This is a genomic window from Pikeienuella sp., from assembly GCF_046290545.1.
Classification (GTDB): domain Bacteria; phylum Pseudomonadota; class Alphaproteobacteria; order Rhodobacterales; family Rhodobacteraceae; genus Pikeienuella.
Genome location: NZ_JBKAGV010000007.1, coordinates 92,104 through 108,888, shown reverse-complemented (window position 1 = coordinate 108,888; position 16,785 = coordinate 92,104). Strand labels below are relative to the sequence as shown.

20 protein-coding genes are annotated in these 16,785 nt (G+C 70.2%); 7 read left to right on the top strand and 13 right to left on the bottom strand.

The features are described from left to right. Positions 1-40: 40 nt before the first annotated feature. The 4 genes from ACE37J_RS05560 to ACE37J_RS05545 all read right to left on the bottom strand — a co-directional run bounded on the left by ACE37J_RS05560 (position 41) and on the right by ACE37J_RS05545 (position 3,397). Positions 41-952 (bottom strand): DMT family transporter, encoded by a 912-nt coding sequence (locus tag ACE37J_RS05560; RefSeq protein ID WP_409708321.1) that lies wholly within the window; start codon positions 950-952, stop codon positions 41-43. Then, complete coding sequence (locus ACE37J_RS05555; protein WP_409708317.1) at positions 949-1,335, bottom strand: hypothetical protein; 387 nt, start codon at positions 1,333-1,335, stop codon at positions 949-951. Before ACE37J_RS05555 ends, ACE37J_RS05560 begins: the two co-directional genes overlap by 4 nt. A 78-nt stretch (positions 1,336-1,413) precedes the next feature. Next, a complete protein-coding gene (locus ACE37J_RS05550) occupies positions 1,414-2,844 on the bottom strand; it encodes a GntP family permease (RefSeq protein WP_409708314.1) in 1,431 nt (476 codons plus the stop codon). A gap of 76 nt (positions 2,845-2,920) precedes the next feature. Further along, positions 2,921-3,397: a DUF2076 domain-containing protein gene (locus ACE37J_RS05545; protein ID WP_409708311.1), complete on the bottom strand. Its 477-nt coding sequence runs from the start codon at positions 3,395-3,397 to the stop codon at positions 2,921-2,923. 123 nt (positions 3,398-3,520) lie between these two features. On the opposite strand from ACE37J_RS05545, the gene proC reads away from it, so the two are divergent. Then, positions 3,521-4,327 carry a pyrroline-5-carboxylate reductase gene (proC, locus tag ACE37J_RS05540; protein WP_409708308.1) on the top strand — a complete coding sequence of 269 codons (807 nt, stop codon included), beginning with the start codon at positions 3,521-3,523 and terminating at the stop codon, positions 4,325-4,327. Positions 4,328-4,419: 92 nt separating this feature from the next. After that, positions 4,420-5,598, top strand: a complete 1,179-nt coding sequence (locus ACE37J_RS05535; protein ID WP_409708305.1) for an LLM class flavin-dependent oxidoreductase — start codon at positions 4,420-4,422, stop codon at positions 5,596-5,598. Here the strand turns inward: ACE37J_RS05535 and ACE37J_RS05530 are convergent. Then, positions 5,556-6,041 carry an NUDIX domain-containing protein gene (locus ACE37J_RS05530; RefSeq protein ID WP_409708302.1) on the bottom strand — a complete coding sequence of 162 codons (486 nt, stop codon included), beginning with the start codon at positions 6,039-6,041 and terminating at the stop codon, positions 5,556-5,558. The two genes, ACE37J_RS05535 and ACE37J_RS05530, sit on opposite strands and share 43 nt — an antisense overlap. A gap of 114 nt (positions 6,042-6,155) precedes the next feature. Between ACE37J_RS05530 and ACE37J_RS05525 the strand changes: the two genes are divergently transcribed. From ACE37J_RS05525 to ACE37J_RS05515, 3 genes are all read left to right on the top strand, one after another. Continuing rightward, the gene (locus tag ACE37J_RS05525) at positions 6,156-7,151 is read left to right on the top strand and encodes an Hsp33 family molecular chaperone HslO (RefSeq protein WP_409708299.1); all 996 of its coding nucleotides are present in this window, start codon (positions 6,156-6,158) and stop codon (positions 7,149-7,151) included. After that, on the top strand, positions 7,148-7,888 hold the full coding sequence (locus ACE37J_RS05520; protein WP_409708296.1) for a hypothetical protein: 741 nt from the start codon (positions 7,148-7,150) through the stop codon (positions 7,886-7,888). Before ACE37J_RS05525 ends, ACE37J_RS05520 begins: the two co-directional genes overlap by 4 nt. A gap of 64 nt (positions 7,889-7,952) precedes the next feature. Beyond that, positions 7,953-8,315 carry a DUF305 domain-containing protein gene (locus ACE37J_RS05515; RefSeq protein WP_409708293.1) on the top strand — a complete coding sequence of 121 codons (363 nt, stop codon included), beginning with the start codon at positions 7,953-7,955 and terminating at the stop codon, positions 8,313-8,315. A gap of 4 nt (positions 8,316-8,319) precedes the next feature. Here the strand turns inward: ACE37J_RS05515 and ACE37J_RS05510 are convergent, their stop codons facing one another. After that, on the bottom strand, positions 8,320-8,589 hold the full coding sequence (locus ACE37J_RS05510) for a hypothetical protein (RefSeq protein ID WP_409708290.1): 270 nt from the start codon (positions 8,587-8,589) through the stop codon (positions 8,320-8,322). Then, positions 8,586-9,515, bottom strand: coding sequence for a class I fructose-bisphosphate aldolase (locus ACE37J_RS05505; RefSeq protein ID WP_409708287.1), 930 nt, complete (start codon positions 9,513-9,515; stop codon positions 8,586-8,588). Before ACE37J_RS05505 ends, ACE37J_RS05510 begins: the two co-directional genes overlap by 4 nt. 168 nt (positions 9,516-9,683) lie before the next feature. Here ACE37J_RS05505 and ACE37J_RS05500 point away from each other — a divergent pair, with 168 nt between their 5' ends. Continuing rightward, the gene (locus tag ACE37J_RS05500) at positions 9,684-9,905 is read left to right on the top strand and encodes a hypothetical protein (RefSeq protein ID WP_409708284.1); all 222 of its coding nucleotides are present in this window, start codon (positions 9,684-9,686) and stop codon (positions 9,903-9,905) included. A gap of 2 nt (positions 9,906-9,907) precedes the next feature. Here ACE37J_RS05500 and ACE37J_RS05495 read toward each other — a convergent pair whose 3' ends face one another. The 3 genes from ACE37J_RS05495 to ACE37J_RS05485 all read right to left on the bottom strand — a co-directional run bounded on the left by ACE37J_RS05495 (position 9,908) and on the right by ACE37J_RS05485 (position 12,605). Continuing rightward, positions 9,908-10,507: an SOUL family heme-binding protein gene (locus tag ACE37J_RS05495; protein WP_409708281.1), complete on the bottom strand. Its 600-nt coding sequence runs from the start codon at positions 10,505-10,507 to the stop codon at positions 9,908-9,910. Between the two features lie 45 nt (positions 10,508-10,552). Further along, positions 10,553-11,347, bottom strand: a complete 795-nt coding sequence (locus tag ACE37J_RS05490; RefSeq protein WP_409708278.1) for an SDR family NAD(P)-dependent oxidoreductase — start codon at positions 11,345-11,347, stop codon at positions 10,553-10,555. 67 nt (positions 11,348-11,414) lie between these two features. Beyond that, on the bottom strand, positions 11,415-12,605 hold the full coding sequence (locus tag ACE37J_RS05485; protein WP_409708275.1) for a phosphoglycerate kinase: 1,191 nt from the start codon (positions 12,603-12,605) through the stop codon (positions 11,415-11,417). A gap of 90 nt (positions 12,606-12,695) precedes the next feature. Here ACE37J_RS05485 and ACE37J_RS05480 point away from each other — a divergent pair, with 90 nt between their 5' ends. Continuing rightward, positions 12,696-13,583, top strand: coding sequence for a haloalkane dehalogenase (locus tag ACE37J_RS05480; protein ID WP_409708272.1), 888 nt, complete (start codon positions 12,696-12,698; stop codon positions 13,581-13,583). A gap of 55 nt (positions 13,584-13,638) precedes the next feature. Here the strand turns inward: ACE37J_RS05480 and ACE37J_RS05475 are convergent, their stop codons facing one another. The 3 genes from ACE37J_RS05475 to ACE37J_RS05465 are packed head-to-tail and all read right to left on the bottom strand — an operon-like array spanning position 13,639 to position 16,778. Next, positions 13,639-14,850: an ABC transporter substrate-binding protein gene (locus ACE37J_RS05475; protein WP_409708269.1), complete on the bottom strand. Its 1,212-nt coding sequence runs from the start codon at positions 14,848-14,850 to the stop codon at positions 13,639-13,641. 25 nt (positions 14,851-14,875) lie between these two features. Then, positions 14,876-15,898, bottom strand: coding sequence for a branched-chain amino acid ABC transporter permease (locus ACE37J_RS05470; protein WP_409708266.1), 1,023 nt, complete (start codon positions 15,896-15,898; stop codon positions 14,876-14,878). A 1-nt stretch (position 15,899) separates the two neighbouring features. Next, positions 15,900-16,778 (bottom strand): branched-chain amino acid ABC transporter permease, encoded by an 879-nt coding sequence (locus ACE37J_RS05465; protein WP_409708264.1) that lies wholly within the window; start codon positions 16,776-16,778, stop codon positions 15,900-15,902. Between the last annotated feature and the right edge of the window lie 7 nt (positions 16,779-16,785).

Below are 16,785 nucleotides of genomic sequence, written 5' to 3'. Positions count from 1 at the left end.
CGGTTTCAGGCCCGCGATATACGGGCGTAAGCCCGGGCATTCAAGCGCCGCCGCGCCGCTCCAGTATGCCCGAGGCGACGAGAACGCCCGCGGAGACGACGGCGACGCCGATCCAGACCAGCGGATTGGCCGCCTCCCCGAGCACGAGAACGGCGGCGAGCGCCACGACGGCGGGCGTCAGCGCCATGAAGGCGGAGGCGCGGGAGGGGCCGAGCCGGATGATCGCAAAGGTGTAGGCGAGGATGGAAACGACGCCGGAGGCGACCTGCGCGAAGGCCGTCCAGGCGAGGAGGTCGAGCGGCACGCCCGAGAAATCGGCGCCGAAGATGAGCGCGGCGATGCAGGCCGCCGGCAGCGTCCAGACCGAGATCAGCGCCGTCGCCTCCAGCGCCGTGAGGCCGGAGCCGCGCTGCGCCACGGCATAGCAGGAGAAGCCGAAGGAGGCGCAGGCGAAGAGCAGGTAGCCCTTCCACGCCCCGTCCGCCCCCGCCTTGAGCGCATCGAACCCGCCAACGGCGAGAACGCCGACCGCGATCAGCGCGAAGCCGAAGACGCGGAGCGGGCCGATCTTCTCCCCGAGGAACACGACGGAAAGCCCGGCGACCCAGAGCGGCAGAAGCCCCGGCGCGAAGACCCCGCTGGAGCCCGCGGGCGCGAACTGGAAGCCGAGCGGCATCAGCGCCATGAAGCCGATCCCGGCGCCCACCGTCATCACGAGGAAACGCCCGAAGGCGAGCCCCTTCGGATAGATCCCCATTCGCCAGAGCACCGGCAGGAGCGCGAGGGAACAGGCGACGGAGCGGAGCAGGCCGACCTCGACGATCCCGAGGCCGAATTGCACCACGGCGCCGGTGGAGATCAGGAAATTCGCCCAGATCGCGACGGTGAAGAGCGCCGCGAGAACGGCGATCCCCTTGCCCGCGGCGGGGGTCGGCGCGGCGAGATCGGTCATTCGCCAGTCCCTTCGCCGCCGCGGAAGCGGAGGATCGCCGCCCTCAGGTCATGCATCGCCATCAGGAGCGCCTCCGCCTCGCCTTCCGCCTCCGGCCCGGCCGGGGCGGCGCGGAACCACTCCGCCGCCTCGTTCATCGCCTCCGCCGCGCGGGCCGGCGCCTCCGCCGCGCGGGCGGCGAGGCGGGCTCGGCGCGCGGCGATCCAGGCCTCGATCTCCGCCATCTCCGCCGCGCCGATCTCCGCCCCGCCGCGCGGCCTGACCGCGCCGGAACGAAGCGAGACATCCGCGAGCGGCGCAAGGTCTAGCCGGCGGCGCGCGGCGTCCTCCACCGGGCGGAACACGGTCGCGCCGCCTTCGCGGATGCGGAAATAGAGGCTCATGCGCCCGATCTATCGCGGATGGCGCGCTTTGGGGAGGGCCGCCCGCGCATGGCTGCCCCGCCACAGGCGGGACGCGGCTCAGAACGAGCCAAAGACGGAGGCGAGCGCGATCACGAGCGCAAGCGCGGCGAGCGGCCCCAGGCAGGCGACGACGAAGATGTCGCCATAGGCCTCCCGGTGCGTCGCCCGGCAGACGGAGAGGAGCGTCACCACCGCCCCGTTATGCGGCAGCGCGTCGAGCCCGCCGGTGGCGATGGCCGCGACCCGGTGCAGGAGTTCGGGAGCGACGCCCTCCGCCGCGCCGAGCGCGAGATAGAGCGGCCCAAGGGTCGAGAGCGCGATGCTGAGCCCGCCCGAGGCGGAGCCCGTGACGCCCGCGAGGATGTTGACCGAGAGCGCGAGCGAGATCAGCGGGTCGCCCGCCGCGATGTCGAACGCCGCCTCGCGGATCAGCGCGAAGGCGGGCAGCGCCGCGACAACGGCGCCGAAGCCGACGAGCGAGGCGGTGTTGAAGGCCGGCCCCGTCGCCGCATTCGCCCCGTCCGAAAGGAGCGCGCCGAGCCGCGGCAGCCGGCGCCGGTTCAGCGCGATCATCAGGAGGATCGCCCCGGCCAGCGCCGCGAGAATGGCCCAGACGCCGCGCAGCGCTTCGAACGAGGCGGCGCCATAGGGCGGCTGGCCGAGATAACTCGTGTCCATCATCGGCAGGAGATGCGCCGAGAGGAGATAGTTGAGCCCGATCACGGCGACGATGGGCGCCGCTGCGACAGCGGCGGAGGGCCGCTCTTCCGCCGCCGCGCCGCCGATCTCCGCGATGTCGTAACCCTCGCCCTGCGCCCGCTCCCGAAGCGCCCGGATGTCCGGCGCGGCGCCGGCGGGCGGAGCCTCATGCGGGAGGCGGCGGGCGCGCCAGCCGAGCCAGGCGAGCCCGATCGCCGCCATCGCCGCGCCCGCGACGAGGCCGAGGCCCGGCGCGGCGAAGGCGGTCGTCCCGAAATACGGCATCGGGATCGCGTTCTGGATCGCGGGCGAGCCAGGCAGCGCCGTCATCGTGAAGGTGAAGGCGCCGAGCGCGATGGCGGCGGGGATCAGCCGCGTCGGCAGCGCCGCCCGCGCGAACATCGCCGCCGCAAGAGGCTGCACCGCGAAGGCGACGACGAAGAGCGAGACGCCGCCATAGGTCAGCACCGCGCAGGAGGCGACGACGGCGGCGACCGTGCGCGCCTCGCCGAGCCGGTCCACGATGGCGACGGCGAGCGCCTCCGCGGCCCCGGTCGCCTCCATCAGTTTCCCGAAGATCGCGCCAAGCAGGAAGAGCGCGAAATACTGCGCGATGAAGCCGCCGAGCGCAGGCATGAAGATCTGCGTGAAGGCGGCCAGAACCGGCGCCCCCGCCGCCAGAAGGGCGAGCGTCGCCATCAGCGGCGCCGCCACGAGCACGGAAAGCCCGCGCCAGGTCAGCCAGATCAGCAGGCCGAGCGCAATGAGGATTCCCGCAAGCCCGAGCATCCGCCGCTCCCTTCCCTTCGCAGGCGCACACTAGCGCCGGGCGCGAAGGGGCGTGATGCGGCGCGGCGGCGCGGGCTCAGAGATCGAAGTCGAAATCCCCGCCGCCGTCCCCGCCATCCTCCGCTCCGCCCCAGTCCGACGCCTCGGCGACGCCCCCGAAGGCGCCCGAGATCATGTCCGCGACGAGGAAGCCGCCGGCGACGCCGAGCGCCGTCTGCGCCGCGCCGGCGAGGAAGCCGCCGCGCTGCGCGGCCTGCGGCGGCGGGGCGGCCGGGCGCGGCCGCGGCGCAGGGTCCGAACCGCCGAAGAGATCGCCGAGGAAGGAGCCGCCGGAGCCCCTGGCCTCCAGCGCCTCGATCCGGCGCGCGGCCTCCTCCAGCGCGCGCTCCTGCGCCACGATGGTCTGCGCCATGCGATAGGCGGCGCCGCGCTGGCGCGCGAGCCCGCCCTCGATCATCGCCTCCGCCTCCGGGTCGCGGGGCGGCGCGCTCTCCTCCACCTGGCGAAGGCGGGCGAAGAGGTTTTCGATGGCGGCGCGGTCGTTATGGTCCATGTCGTCATCTCCCTTGCGGTTTGTCCTGAAATGGGGGCGGCGCGCCGGATTGACCAGCCCGGGCGGCGCCTTGACGCCGCGCAGCGCGCCCTGCCCTATCGGCCCCGAAAGAAGGAGGCGGATATGGGCGAGACGCTGGTTCTGGCCGGATGCGGCAATATGGGGCGGGCGATGCTCGCCGGCTGGATGAAGGCGCGGCCCGGCCTCGCCGTCCATGTCGTCGAGCCGGCGGACGCGCTCCGCGAGGCCGCCGCGGCGCTCGGCGCCCGCGCCGTCGCCGCGCCAGGCGAACTCCCCGAAGGGCTCGCGCCCGATCTCGTATTCCTCGCCGTGAAGCCGCAGGTCATGCCCGCCGTTCTGCCGGACTACGCCCGGCTCAAAGGCGCCGTCTTCGTCTCCGTCGCCGCCGGAACCACCATCGCGACCCTGCGCGCCGGGCTCGGCGCCGCTGCGCGCGTGATCCGCGTCATGCCCAACACGCCCGCCGCCATCGGCGCCGGCATGAGCGTCCTCTGCCCCACGCCCGAAGTCCCCGAAGCCGCCGTCGCGCTCACGGAAGCGCTGATGGCGACGACTGGGGATGTCGCGCGGATCGACGACGAGGGGCTGATGGACGCCGTCACCGCCGTCTCCGGCTCCGGCCCCGCCTATGTCTTCCACCTGATCGAGACGCTGGCGGCGGCGGGCGCGGCGGCGGGGTTGCCGGAGGCGCTCTCCCTCCGCCTCGCGCGGCAGACGGTGATGGGCGCGGGGAAGCTCGCGGCGGAGAGCGCGGCGCCTCCCGGAACGCTGCGCGAGCAGGTGACGAGCCCGAACGGCACCACCGCCGCCGCCCTTTCCGTCCTGATGGCGGAGGACGGCCTCGCCCCGCTCATGCGCCGCGCCGTCGCCGCGGCGAAGGCGCGGGGCGAGGCGCTCGCGCGGGAGTAGATCGCGGCTCGCGGAAAAGTCGTCGACATTCGCGCCCCGGCGGCCCTAACCTCCGCCCAACCCGCAAAGACGGGAGCAATGGAGGAAACGCGATGACCGACCGCATGCGCTTCGGGATTTTCCTGGCGCCGTTCCACAAGCCGGGGATCAACCCCACCCTCGCCCTCGAACAGGATCTCGAACTCGTCCAGTGGCTCGACCGCTGCGATTATGACGAGGTCTGGTTCGGCGAGCATCATTCGGCCGGCTCCGAAATCTCCGCGAGCCCGGAGATCATGATCGCCGCCTCCGCGCCCCGCACGCGGCGCATCCGGCTCGGCACCGGCGTCGTCTCCGTCAGCTATCACAACCCGCTCTGGGTCGCGGAGCGGATCGTGCAGCTCGACCACCTCACCCGCGGCCGCGCCATGCTCGGCCTCGGGCCCGGCTCCCTGCCGACGGATGCGGCGATGATCGGCCTCAGCCAGGCCGAGACGCGCGGCCTGCTGGCGGACGGGCTCGACATCATCACCCGCCTCCTCCGCTCCGAGGAGCCGGTGAATTTCGAGAATGACCGCTGGGTGCTGAAGGATGCGCGCCTCCATCTCCGCCCCTATTCGAATTTCGACCTCGCGACCGCCGCCGTCGCCTCACCGACCGGGCCGAAGCTCGCCGGGCGCTACGGCACCGGCATGATCTCCATCGGCGCGACGACCGCGGCGGGGTTCGACGCGCTGGCGCTGCACTGGGACGTGATCGAGGCGGAGGCGAAGCATTACGGCCAGCAGGTGGACCGCTCCAAATGGCGGCTCGTCGGCCTCTGCCACATCGCGGAGACGGCGGAGCAGGCCCGGCGGGACGTCGAATACGGGATCGAGCACTGGTTCAACTACTTCCAGGAAATCGCCGCCTTCCCGCAGATGTCCATGCCCGGCCAGAACGCAAAGGAGATGATCGACTTCATCAACGATTCGGGCTTCGGCGCCATCGGCACGCCGGACATGTGCCGCGCGCAGATCGACCGGCTCTGGGCGCAGTCCAACGGCGGCTTCGGCGCCTATCTGATGCTCGCGCACAACTGGGCGAATTTCGACGCGACGCGGAAAAGCTACGAGCTCATCGCGCGGGAAGTCTTCCCGCATTTCCAGGGCCAGCACCGCTCCACGATGGAGGCCGCGATCCGCGCGCAGAAGATGCGCCCAGCCCTCGCCGCCGTGCACGAGAAGGCGGTGGAGGACGCGAAGTCCCGCTACGCGGCGGAAACGGCGAGCCGCGGCGCCGCGGCGGAGTAACCGTGGGCGAGGCGCATCGCCTCGGCGAAAAGCGCCCGCTCCCCCTCGATGCTGAGCGCGGCGGCGGCCATCTCCGCCGCCGCCCAGACGGGGCGATGGTCCGGCTCCGTAGGCTCCGCCACGCGCCTGACCGCGGCGCAGAGCCAGACATGGCAGATCTTCTCCGCATGGAAGCCGTATTCCGGCATGTAGGTGAAGCGGCGATAGGCGCCGACGCGGCGGAGCGGGCGGATGCGCCAGCCCGTCTCCTCCAGCGCCTCCCGATGCAGGGCCTGCAGCGGCGACTCGCCCGGGTCGATCCCGCCGCCCGGCAGCGCCACCTCCTCGCCCGGGCTCTCGTTGAGCGCGAGGAGCACCTCCCCGCCCCGCACCACGACGCCATAGGCGCCGGGGCGAATCCGGTGCCGCACGCCGGGCCGCGGCCAGTCTCCGAATCTCCGCATCGCGTTCTCCCCTGTCGCGCCCGACCCTCGCCGCGCCGCGCCGCCGCTTCAAGGCCGCGGTTTGCGCCGCATGCGGTTCGGCCTTATGAGGGCCGCGTTCATGGCGGAGGCGAGATGAGCGCGGCCGAAGGCATATCGGGAACCAATCCGGGGGATGACAGCATCCTCCCCTTCCAGCTCGACCGCGCGGGGATGCGCGGCCGCGTCGTCCGGCTCGACCGGACGCTGGACGCGATCCTCTCCCAGCACGATTACCCGGCCCCGGTCGCCGCGCTCGTCTCCGAGGCGGCGCTGCTCACGGCGCTGATCGGCCAGGCGGTGAAGCTCCGCTGGCGCTTCTCCCTCCAGATCCGGGGCGAGGGCGCGATCCGCCTGATCGCGACCGACTATTTCGCGCCGGAGCAGGAAGGCGAGCCCGCGCGGATGCGCGCCTGGGCCGGGTTCGACGCGGAGGCGCTGGCCGCCGACGCGCCCGCCTTCGCGCAGATCGGCGCGGGCGTCATGGGCGTGACCATCGACCAGGGCCCGGACATGATCCCCTATCAGGGCCTCACCCCCCTCGTCGGCAGCTCCCTCTCCGCCTCGATGGAGACCTATTTCGCCCAGTCCGAACAGATCGCGACCCGCTTCGCCGTGACCGCCGCCCTCGCCGAGGCGCCGGGCGAGGCGCCGGCCTGGCGCGGCGGCGGCGTGATGATCCAGCAGATGCCCGGCGAAGGCGGGATCGCGCCCGACGCGCCGGGCGGAGAGGACGGGTTGATGAGCGCGGAGGACGTCGCCGGCATGGAGGGCCGGGAGGAAGACTGGAGCCGCGTCGCCATCCTCCTCTCGACCGTGGAGACGCATGAGCTGGTCGGCCCGCTCGTGCCCGCCGAAAACCTGCTCGTCCGCCTTTTTCACGAGGAAGGCCCGCGCGTCTGGCCGCCGCAGGCCGTGCGCTTCGGCTGCACCTGCTCGGCGGACCGGGTGGAGGGCGCGCTCGCCGGCTTCAGCGCCGAGGAGATCGCGGAGATGACGACGCCCGAGGGCCATGTCGCCGCAGACTGCCAGTTCTGCGGCGCGCGCTACCGGCTCGACCCGGCCGCTTTCGCGGCGGGGGCCGGGCGATGAAGGTCCTCCTCGCCACGCCGACGACCCAGGGTTCCGTCACGACCGCCTACGCCCACACCCTCGTCGCAGCCACGCAGGCGCTGACCGAGGCGAAGGCCGCCTACAAGCTGATGATCGTGGACGGGGCGGACGTTGTGCTCGCCCGCACGATCATGGCGCACGCATTCCTCGAGGATGAAAGCCTTACGCATCTCCTCTTCATCGACAGCGACATGGCGGTGGACATTCAGGTCATCCGCCATTTCCTGAGCCTCGGCGCCCCCATCATCGGCGCCGCCTATACCGAAAGGCGGCTCGACCTCGAGGCCTTCGCGAAGGCGATGGCGGAGACGCCGGACATGGACCGCGCCCGCGCCCTCTCCGCCGCCTTCACCCTCCGGCTCACCCCGGGGCGGAAGGAGGTGCGCAAGGGCATGATGGAGGCGGAGGGGTTCGGCTTCGGCTGCGTCCTCATCGCGCGGGCCGTCCTTGAGCTGATGATCGAGCGCGGCGTCGCGCGGCCGAAGACCTCGGCCAAGCTCCGGGCGAGCGGCCTGAAGGGCGAGATCTGGAACTTCTTCGACCCGATCGAGCGGCCGGACGGAGACCAGCTTTCCGAGGATTACGCCTTCTGCGCCCGCGTGCGCGAGCTTGGCGACGTGCCGCTTCTCGCCTATGTCGGCCCGGGGGTCGGCCATGTGGGCCCCTTCACCTACGGCGCGGCGTTCATCGAGCGCCTCAAGGCCGATCGCGGCTGAAGGCGCTTGACCTTCCCATGATGGGAACCCCCATATCCGCGTCTCCGACAGGAAAGGAGACGCAATGAACAAGACCATCCCCGCCCTCGCCCTCGCCCTAATCGCCACGGGCGCGCTTGCAACCAGCCATGGCGGGCATTCCGGGCATGGCGGCCATGCCGGCCACGGCGATGCGCCCTCGACGAAGGCCTACATGGAGGCCAACGCGGCGATGCATCACGGCATGGCCATCGAGTTCACCGGCGACGCGGACGCGGACTTCGCCCGCGGCATGATCCCGCATCACCAGGGCGCCATCGACATGGCGAAGGTCGTGCTGGAACACGGGAAGGACCCGGACTTGCGGAAGCTCGCCGAGGAGATCATCGCGGCGCAGGAATCCGAAATCGCCTTCCTGCGGGAATGGCTGGCGAAATCCGGGCGCTGAACCCTCAGCGCCGCCGCGCGCCGCGCCGCCGCGGCGGGGGCGTCTCCGCCCCCTCCCGCAGCACCGCCGTCATCGGATGCTCCGGCGCCTCGGCCTCGTAATGGCGGAGGAGCGCGGCGGCGTCCGCCGCCATGTCCCGCCCCGGCGCGACGCCGAGCGCCCAGTCGAAGAAGATGGACCGGCAATCCGCCGCCACGATCCCCTCGATGCGATAGGCTTCGAGGATCAGCGCGCGCGGGTCGAGATCGCCGGTCGGTCCTTCGTTCTTTCTCACGCGCGCCCTTTGTAGATGTCGATGATCTGGGAGAGCATCTTCAGCGCGTCCTCGCGCGGGCGCTGGAAGGTGTTGCGCCCGATGATCGAGCCGTTGCCGCCCCCGTCCCGGATCGCGCGGGCGTCGTCATAGACCGAGTCCTCGCCCTTCTTAGCGCCGCCGGAGAAGACGACGATGCGCCGCCCGCCGAAGGCCGCCTGCATGCAATGCGCGACGCGCGCGGCCTGGGTGGAAACGTCGATCCCCTCCGCCTCGTAGACCTTCTTGGCCTCCTTCAGCTCAAGATGGTCGGTGGAGAGCTTGATCTTGATGATATGCGCCCCGATCAGCGCCGCGATCTGCGCCGCATAGGCGGCGATGTCGATGGCCGTCTCCCCGTCCTTGGAGATCGCCTCGCCGCGGGGATAGGACCAGATGACGGTGGCGATTCCCTTCGCCGCCGCCTCCTCCCGCATCGCCGAAATCTCCTCGAACATGTCGAGCGCCATGTCCGAGCCCGGATAGATCGTGAAGCCGATGGCCGAGCAGCCGAGGCGCAGCGCGTCGTCCACGCTCGCCGTCACCGCCTGATTCTTGCCCGCCGTGTCGGACATCAGCGAATTGGCGCTGTTCGCCTTGAGGATCGTCGGGATCTGCCCGGCGAAGGCGCCCGCCCCCGCCTCCAGCATCCCGAGCGGCGCGGCGTAGGCGTTCAGCCCGGCGTCGATGGCGAGCTTGTAGTGGTAATGCGGGTCATAGGCCGCCGGGTTCGGCGCGAAGCTCCGCGCCGGCCCGTGCTCGAAGCCCTGGTCCACGGGAAGGATCACCATCTTGCCGGAGCCGCCGAGCTTGCCGTTCATCAGCATCCGGCAAAGCTGGCCCTTCACGCCGGGCGTGTCGGCCTCGTAGTTGGCGAGGATTTTCTGAACGATGCGAGTGGCCTTCATCTCGGTCTCCGTACCCCAAGGTCGCGATGCTTCGCCGCGCGGCGTAGCGCGGGGCGGCGCGCGCGGTCAAGCGAAAGCGGGGGCGGCGCGGGGCGGATCGTCGCGCCCCGTCGCCGCGGGCGCGCGCCGCCCCATCTCCCGCCTCCTGTCGCAGATGCAGGAGCAGACATGTCGAGCCTCGAAGACCGCAAGCGCCTCCAGGAGGCGAAGCCGCTCACACCCGCCGAGCATCGGGAGATGCTGCGCCATGAGGTGAACGATCTGTTGTTCGGCGGCTTCTGGGCCTTCGCCACCAGCAAGGCGGGGGAACGGATGCGCCAGGGCGCGCTCACCTTCTTCATGATCGTGGCGACCATCGCCGCCATCGGCGGGCTCAACCGCTACGGCTGAATTCACCCCGCCGGGGCGAGGTCGAACAGCACCTCGTTCCGGCGGAGGAAGCCGGGCGTCCACGGATCGTTGTAATAGGCGTATTCGGGCGGCCCGGCGGGCTCCAGCCCTCGCGCCGCGAGAAACGCGCGCAACTTCGCCTCTTCGGCCGCGATCAGCGCATCGTCCGCCCGCCCTGAAAAGCGGATCGCGGCGCGGCGCATCGGCGGCAGGGGCTTCAGGCTCACCTCGGCCCCCGCCGGAAGCGGCAGGTCCTCCAGACGGTATTCCGAGGGCATGATGAACCGCACCGCCCAGGCCTCGCCCGCCTGCCGCTGGGTGACCGGGGCGGTCATGGCGATCTTCTCGCCCTCCCGCTCCCGCGCGAAGATGTAGCCGGCCAGCGGGCCGAACCCGGCGCGCACCGCCTCGCCCCGGCTCCCCGCCCGCTCCACCTCGGCGACGACAAGCGCCGGATAATCCCGGATCTCGACCGCCCCTTCCGCCTCGACGAGCGCATAGGACGGCTGTTCGACATTGCCCATGACGTAAAGCCACCCTCCCGCCGCCAGCGCGAAGAGGAGGAGGAACGCCGCCCCGGCCCAGATCATCGCGCGCCTCATGCCCGGCTCCCTTCGCAAGGAGAGATAGCGCGATCCGCCCGCGCGTCAGACCTTGGCCAGCACCTTCTTCGTGATCGGCGCGACCAGCGCGCTCGGCAGGAGCCTCGTCGCCCAGCGCGCCACGATGTTGAGCGCGCCGGTGACGGCGACGGAATCGCCCCGGATCGCAGCGTCATAGCCTTCCTCGGCCACCTCCCTCGCGGTCATCGGCTTGCCGATCTGCGTGATGCGGGCGGAGCGCATGTTGGCGGACTTGAAGAATTCCGACTCGGTCGCGCCGGGGCAGAGCGCCGTGACCGTCACGTCGGTGTCGGCCAGCTCCTCCTTCACCGCGCGGCTGAGGGAGACGACATAGGCCTTCGTCGCGTGATAGACGGCCATGCCCGGCCCGGGCGTGAAGCCGGCGAGCGACGCGACGTTCAGAACCCTGCCCCGCTCCGCCTCCTTCAGATGCGGGATCGCCAGCTTCATCAGCGCCGTGAGCGCCACGACGTTGACCTGGATCGAGGCGATCTCCCGCTCCCACCCGCCATCGCCCGGCGTCTCCGCATCGAACGGGCCGTGGCGGCCGAGGCCGGCATTGTTGACGAGGAAGTCGATCTTCCGCCCGTCGCTCGCCTTCGACCAGAGCGCCTCCGCCCCGCCCGGCTCCGCGAGATCGGCCGGGATCGCGATGGCCTGGACGCCATGCTCGGCGGAAAGCTCCGCCGCCAGCGCCTCCAGCCTCTCCGCATTGCGGGCGGAGAGGATCACGTTGCGCCCGCGCGCCGCCGCGATCTTCGCGAATTCGCGCCCGATGCCCTCGGAGGCTCCGGTGATGAGGGTGAAGGTCTCGGTCATCGCATCTCTCCCTTGTCCTTGGCTTTAGATAAGCGCGCCGGGGCGGCGGGGAACAGTGACGAATTCGTCACGCCTCCAGCGCCGCGACCCCGGGCAGCGTCTTGCCCTCCAGCCATTCGAGGAAGGCGCCGCCCGCCGTCGAGACATAGGAGAACCGCGCCGCCGCGCCCGAGGCGTTGAGCGCCGCCACCGTGTCGCCCCCGCCCGCGACCGTGAGGAGACGGCCCGCCTCCGTCAACGTCGCCGCGGCGAGCGCCGCCGCGTTCGTCGCCGCGTCGAAGGGCGGGATCTCGAACGCGCCGAGCGGGCCGTTCCAGACAACCGTCTTCGCCCCCTCGAAGCGCCGCGCGATCTCCGCCGCCGTCTCCGGCCCCGCGTCGAGGATCATCGCATCCGCCGGGCAGGCCTCGGCCGGCAGCGTCTCGGAAGCCGCGCCCGCCCTGAACTCGCGCGCGACCACGATGTCCGTCGGCAGCACGATCTCGCAGCCCGCCTCCGCCGCGCCCGCGATGATCGCCCGCGCCGTCTCCGCCATCTCCGCCTCGCAAAGCGACTTGCCGACCTCGATTCCCTTCGCGAAAAGGAAGGTGTTGGCCATGCCGCCGCCGATCACGATCTGGTCCACCCGCTTCGAGAGATTGCCGAGCAGTTCGAGCTTGGTGGAGACCTTCGCGCCGCCGACCACGGCGATGACGGGCCGCTCCGGCGCCGTCAGCGCCTTCTCCAGCGCGGAAAGCTCCGCCGCCATCAGCCGCCCCGCAGCCGAGGGCAGAAGATGCGCGAGCCCCTCGGTCGAGGCGTGGGCCCGGTGCGCCGCAGAGAAGGCGTCGTTCACATAGAGATCGCCGAGCGCGGCGAGCGCCTTCGCGAAGGCGGCGTCGTTCGCTTCCTCGCCGGGGTGAAAGCGCGTGTTCTCCAGCAGCAGCGCGGCGCCCCCGGGCAGCGCGGCGATTGCGTCCGCGGCTTCCTCCCCCGTCGTCGTCCCGCAGAAAACGACCGGAACGCCGGTCGCCGCCGCCAGCGCGGGCGCGATGGGGGCGAGGGATTGCGCCGGGTCCGGCTTCCCCTTCGGCCGCCCGAAATGCGCCAGCAGCACAGGCTTGCCGCCCTTCGCGATCACGTCCCGGATCGTCGGGCCGACCGCCTCCAGCCGCGTCGCGTCGGTCACCACGCCGTCCTTCACCGGCGCGTTGAGGTCGACGCGGATCAGAACGCGTTTCCCCGAGATTGCGAGATCGTCAATGGTCCGGAAGGTCATGCCGCTTTCCCCTGTCTCACAGTTGCGCTTTCCTGCCCCGAGCCGCCGCGGCGGCGCAAGAGTGGAAACAATGAGCCGGAGACCCCCGACATGGAGATTCTGAGAACCCCGGACGAGCGCTTCGCCGGCCTCCCCGGCTGGAGCTTCGCCCCGCACTATGTCGAGATTGCGGGGATGCGCATGCACTATGTGGACGAAGGCCCGCGCGATGCGCCGCCCGTCCTCATGCTGCACGGCGAGCCGACCTGGTCCTACCTCTATCGCCGCATGATTCCGCTTTTCGCCGGCGCCGGCTTCCGCGCCGTCGCGCCCGATCTCTTCGGCTTCGGCCGGTCGGACAAGCCCGCCGACCGGGCGGCCTATACCTACCTGGCGCATGTGGACTGGCTGAAGGCCTTCCTCGCCGCGCTCGACCTCCGGGGGATCACGCTGATCTGCCAGGACTGGGGCGGCCTGCTCGGCCTTCGCCTCGTCGCGGAGGAAGGCGACCGCTTCGCCCGCGTCGTCGCCGCCAACACCTTCCTGCCGACGGGGGACGAGCCGGAGAACCCCGCTTTCCTCAAATGGCTGAAATTCTCGCAGGAGGTTCCGGAGCTCCCCGTTGGCGGCATCGTGCAGGGCGGAACCGCGCGCGGCATTTCCCCGGAAATCCGCGCCGCCTATGACGCCCCCTTCCCCGATGAGCGCTTCAAGGCCGGCGCCCGCGCCTTCCCCGCCCTCGTGCCGATCACGCCCGACAATCCGGCGAGCGCCGCGAACCGCGCCGCCTGGGCCGCGCTCGAACGCTTCGAAAAACCCTTCCTCACCGCCTTCTCGGACAAGGACGCGGTGACGGCGGGCGGGGAGAAGCCATTCCGCCGCCGCGTGCCGGGCGCGGCGGGCCAGCCTCACGTGACGATCGGGAACGCCGGCCATTTCCTGCAGGAAGACGACGGCGAGGCGCTCGCCGCCGCCGCGCTCCGCTTCATGGCCGGCTGAAACGGAAACGGCCGCCCCCGGAGGGGCGGCCGCCGCATTTTCGCTGATGACCGGATCAGCTCGATTCGGCGGCGATCACGTCGCCGAAGAGCTCATAGGTCGTGCCGTTGAACTTCTGCAGCCGCATCGACTCGATCGGGTAGAAGTCGGTCGGCGAGGTGGAGACGGTCACGCCCGGCAGCAGCAGCGGGATGCGCACCTGCCGGAGATTCGCGGCCTCCTTCATGATGTTCTCGCGGCTCAGATCGTCGCCCGCCTGTTTCAGCACCTGCTCCAGCGTCGCCGCGACCGCGTAGCCATAGGCGGTGAAGCTGGAAGTCTGGTCGCCGGAGGGGTGATACTTGTTCATGAAGTCGCGCCAGGCGACCATTTCCGGGTGATCCGCGAACTGCGGATCGGTCGGGTCCATCTGGTAGCCGGCCGTGATGATATCGACCGAGGCTTCGAGGCCGGCCGGTTTCAGGACGGAGCCGACGGAAGAGGAAACGTTGTTGAGGAACTGGGTCGGCTTCCAGCCGATCTCATGCGCCTTCTTGATCGCCTGCGCCGCGAATTTCGGCGTGGTGATGTTGAAGAACACGTCCGCGCCGGAGGCCTTCAGCGAGATGATCTGGCTGTCGACGGTCGGATCGGCGACCTCGTAGGGCAGCTCCGCGACGATCAGGGACGTCTTGTCGCCCAGCCCGTCCTTGAAGCCCTTGAGGTAGTCCTTGCCGTAATCGTCGTTCTGGAAGAGGATGCCGACCTTCGCGTTCGGCATGTTGTCCAGAATGTACTGGGCGTAGATCTTCGCCTCGGTCTGGTAGTTGGGCTGCCAGCCCATCGTCCAGGGGAAGTTCTCCGGGTCGCCCCACTTGGTCGCGCCGGTGGCGACGAAGAGATGCGGCACCTTCTTCGCGTTCATGTACTTGTGGATGGCGGAGTTCGGCGGCGTACCGAGCGGCTGGAAGATGAGGGCGACCTCGTCGCTCTCGACCAGCTTGCGCGCCTGCTCCACCGTCTTCGGCGGCGAATAGGCGTCGTCATAGCTGATGTATTCGATCATCCGGCCGTTCACGCCGCCATTGGCGTTCACCATCTCGAAATACTTGCCGATGGTCTCCCCGATCTGGCCATAGGCCGAGGCCGGGCCGGAATAGGGCATGATGTTGCCGATCTTGATCGACGTGTCGGTGACCCCGACCACCGTCTGGGCCGAACCCGGCCCGGCCGCGAAGGCGAGCGCCGCCGCCGCCGCCGCGATGAGGGAAGTGCGTCTCGTCAACATGCGTCAGTCTCCCTTTTTTGCTGTTTCACCGGCTGCCAAGCAGCCGTTTCACCCGCCCCACGCCAGCGCGGAGCAGCCCTCCCGCGCCCTGCGGCGCAAGGTAGATCACGAGGATCAGGAAAAAGCCGAACACGGCGCCGGAGAGGCCCTTGGAGATCTCCTCCGCCACGTTCGGCACGAAGACGATGAAGGTCGCGCCGATCAGCGCGCCGGGCAGCCAGCCCACGCCGCCCACCACGAGGCCGACGAGAAGCACGATGGACAGCGCGAAAGTGAAGCTGTCAGGCGCCACGAACTTCACGGCGATGGCCGAAAGCGCGCCCGCAACGCCGGTGAAGAGCGCCGAAAGGCCGAAGGCCAGCGTCTTGTAGAGCGCGATGTTCACGCCCATCGAGCGCGCGGCGATCGGATTGTCCCGGATCGCCATCATCGCCCGCCCCGTCCGGCTCGCCACGATGTTCCGCGCCAGCCAGAAGAGGAAGGCGCCGACGAACAGCGTGAAGAGATAGGTCCAGGTGCCCGGGTCGAAAGGCAGGCCGAAGGGCACTTCCGGGTCGAAAGTGTCCGAAAACACGATCACGCCCTGCACGCCGCCCGTCAGATGCTCGATGGGCGAGAGCTTCAGCAGCTGCGGCATCGCGATGGCGAGCGCAAAGGTCGCAAGCGCGAGATAGATGCCGTCGAGCCGGAGCGCCGGCAGCCCGAAAAGGAAGCCGAAGACGAAGCAGATCAGCCCGGCGACCGGCAGGGTGAGCATGTAGTTCACCCCCATCATCTCAACCATGATCGCCGTCGTATAGGCGCCGACCGCATAGAAGGCGCCGTGGCCGAGGGAGAACTGGCCGTTGATCCCGGTCAGCAGGTTCAGCCCGAGGATGGCGATGGCGTAGATCAGCAGCTTCGTCACCTGGAAGACGAAGAAGCCCTTCGAGAAGAACGGCAGCGCCACCAGCCCGATGAACAGCAGGAGATAGACCACCCGCTCCGCCGTGATGAAGGGTTTCGGCGCGGCGGCCGCGCCCGCGGCGTATGTTTCGCTCGTCGCCATGTCAGACCCTCTGCACCACGCGGCGGCCCAGCAGGCCCTCCGGCTTCACCACCAGCACCACCACGATCAGGAAGAGCGCGATGGGGAGTTTCAGCTCCCCGCCCACGACCGGGATGTAGGTGCCCGCGAGATTCTCCACGATGCCGACGGTGAAGCCGCCGATCACCGCGCCGAGCGGGCTCGTGAGCCCGCCGAGCACCGCCCCGGCGAAGCCGTAGAGCAGGATCGAGAGCATCATGTTCGGCTCGAGGAACACCACGGGCGCGATCAGGATGCCCGCCACCGCGCCGATGGCGGAGGCCATGCCCCAGCCGAGCGCCGTCATGAAGCTGACGCGGATGCCGACGAGCCGCGCGCTCTGCGGGTTCGCCGCCGCCGCCCGCATCGCGAGGCCGACCCGCGTGAAGCGGAAGAAGGCCCAGAGCAGCACGAGCACAAGCATCGTCACCGCGATCATTCCGGTCTGGTGCTTGCTGAGAAGGCTCCCCTCATAGAGCGGCCCCTCCCCGAAGGCGCTCGGCACCGGCTTGATCGAGAAGTCCCAGATGAAGCCCATCGCCGAATTGAAGATCGCGAAGAGCGCGATGAAGATGACGATGTGGGAAAGGACGGGCGCGTTCTCGATCGGCTTGAACACCACCCGCTCCACGACGAACCCGCCGATGAAGCTGAGCCCGATGGCGAGCGGGATGACCGCGAAATACGGCAGGCCCCAGGCGAGCAGCTGCCAGGCGATGAAGGTCGAGAAGGTCGCCATCTCGCCCTGCGCGAAGTTCAGGTGATGGATCGCCTGATAGATCATCACGACCGAAAGCGCCATGCAGGCATAGATCCCGCCGGTGGCGAAGCCCGAGACGATCTGCTGGAGAAAGAGGTCCATGTCGTCT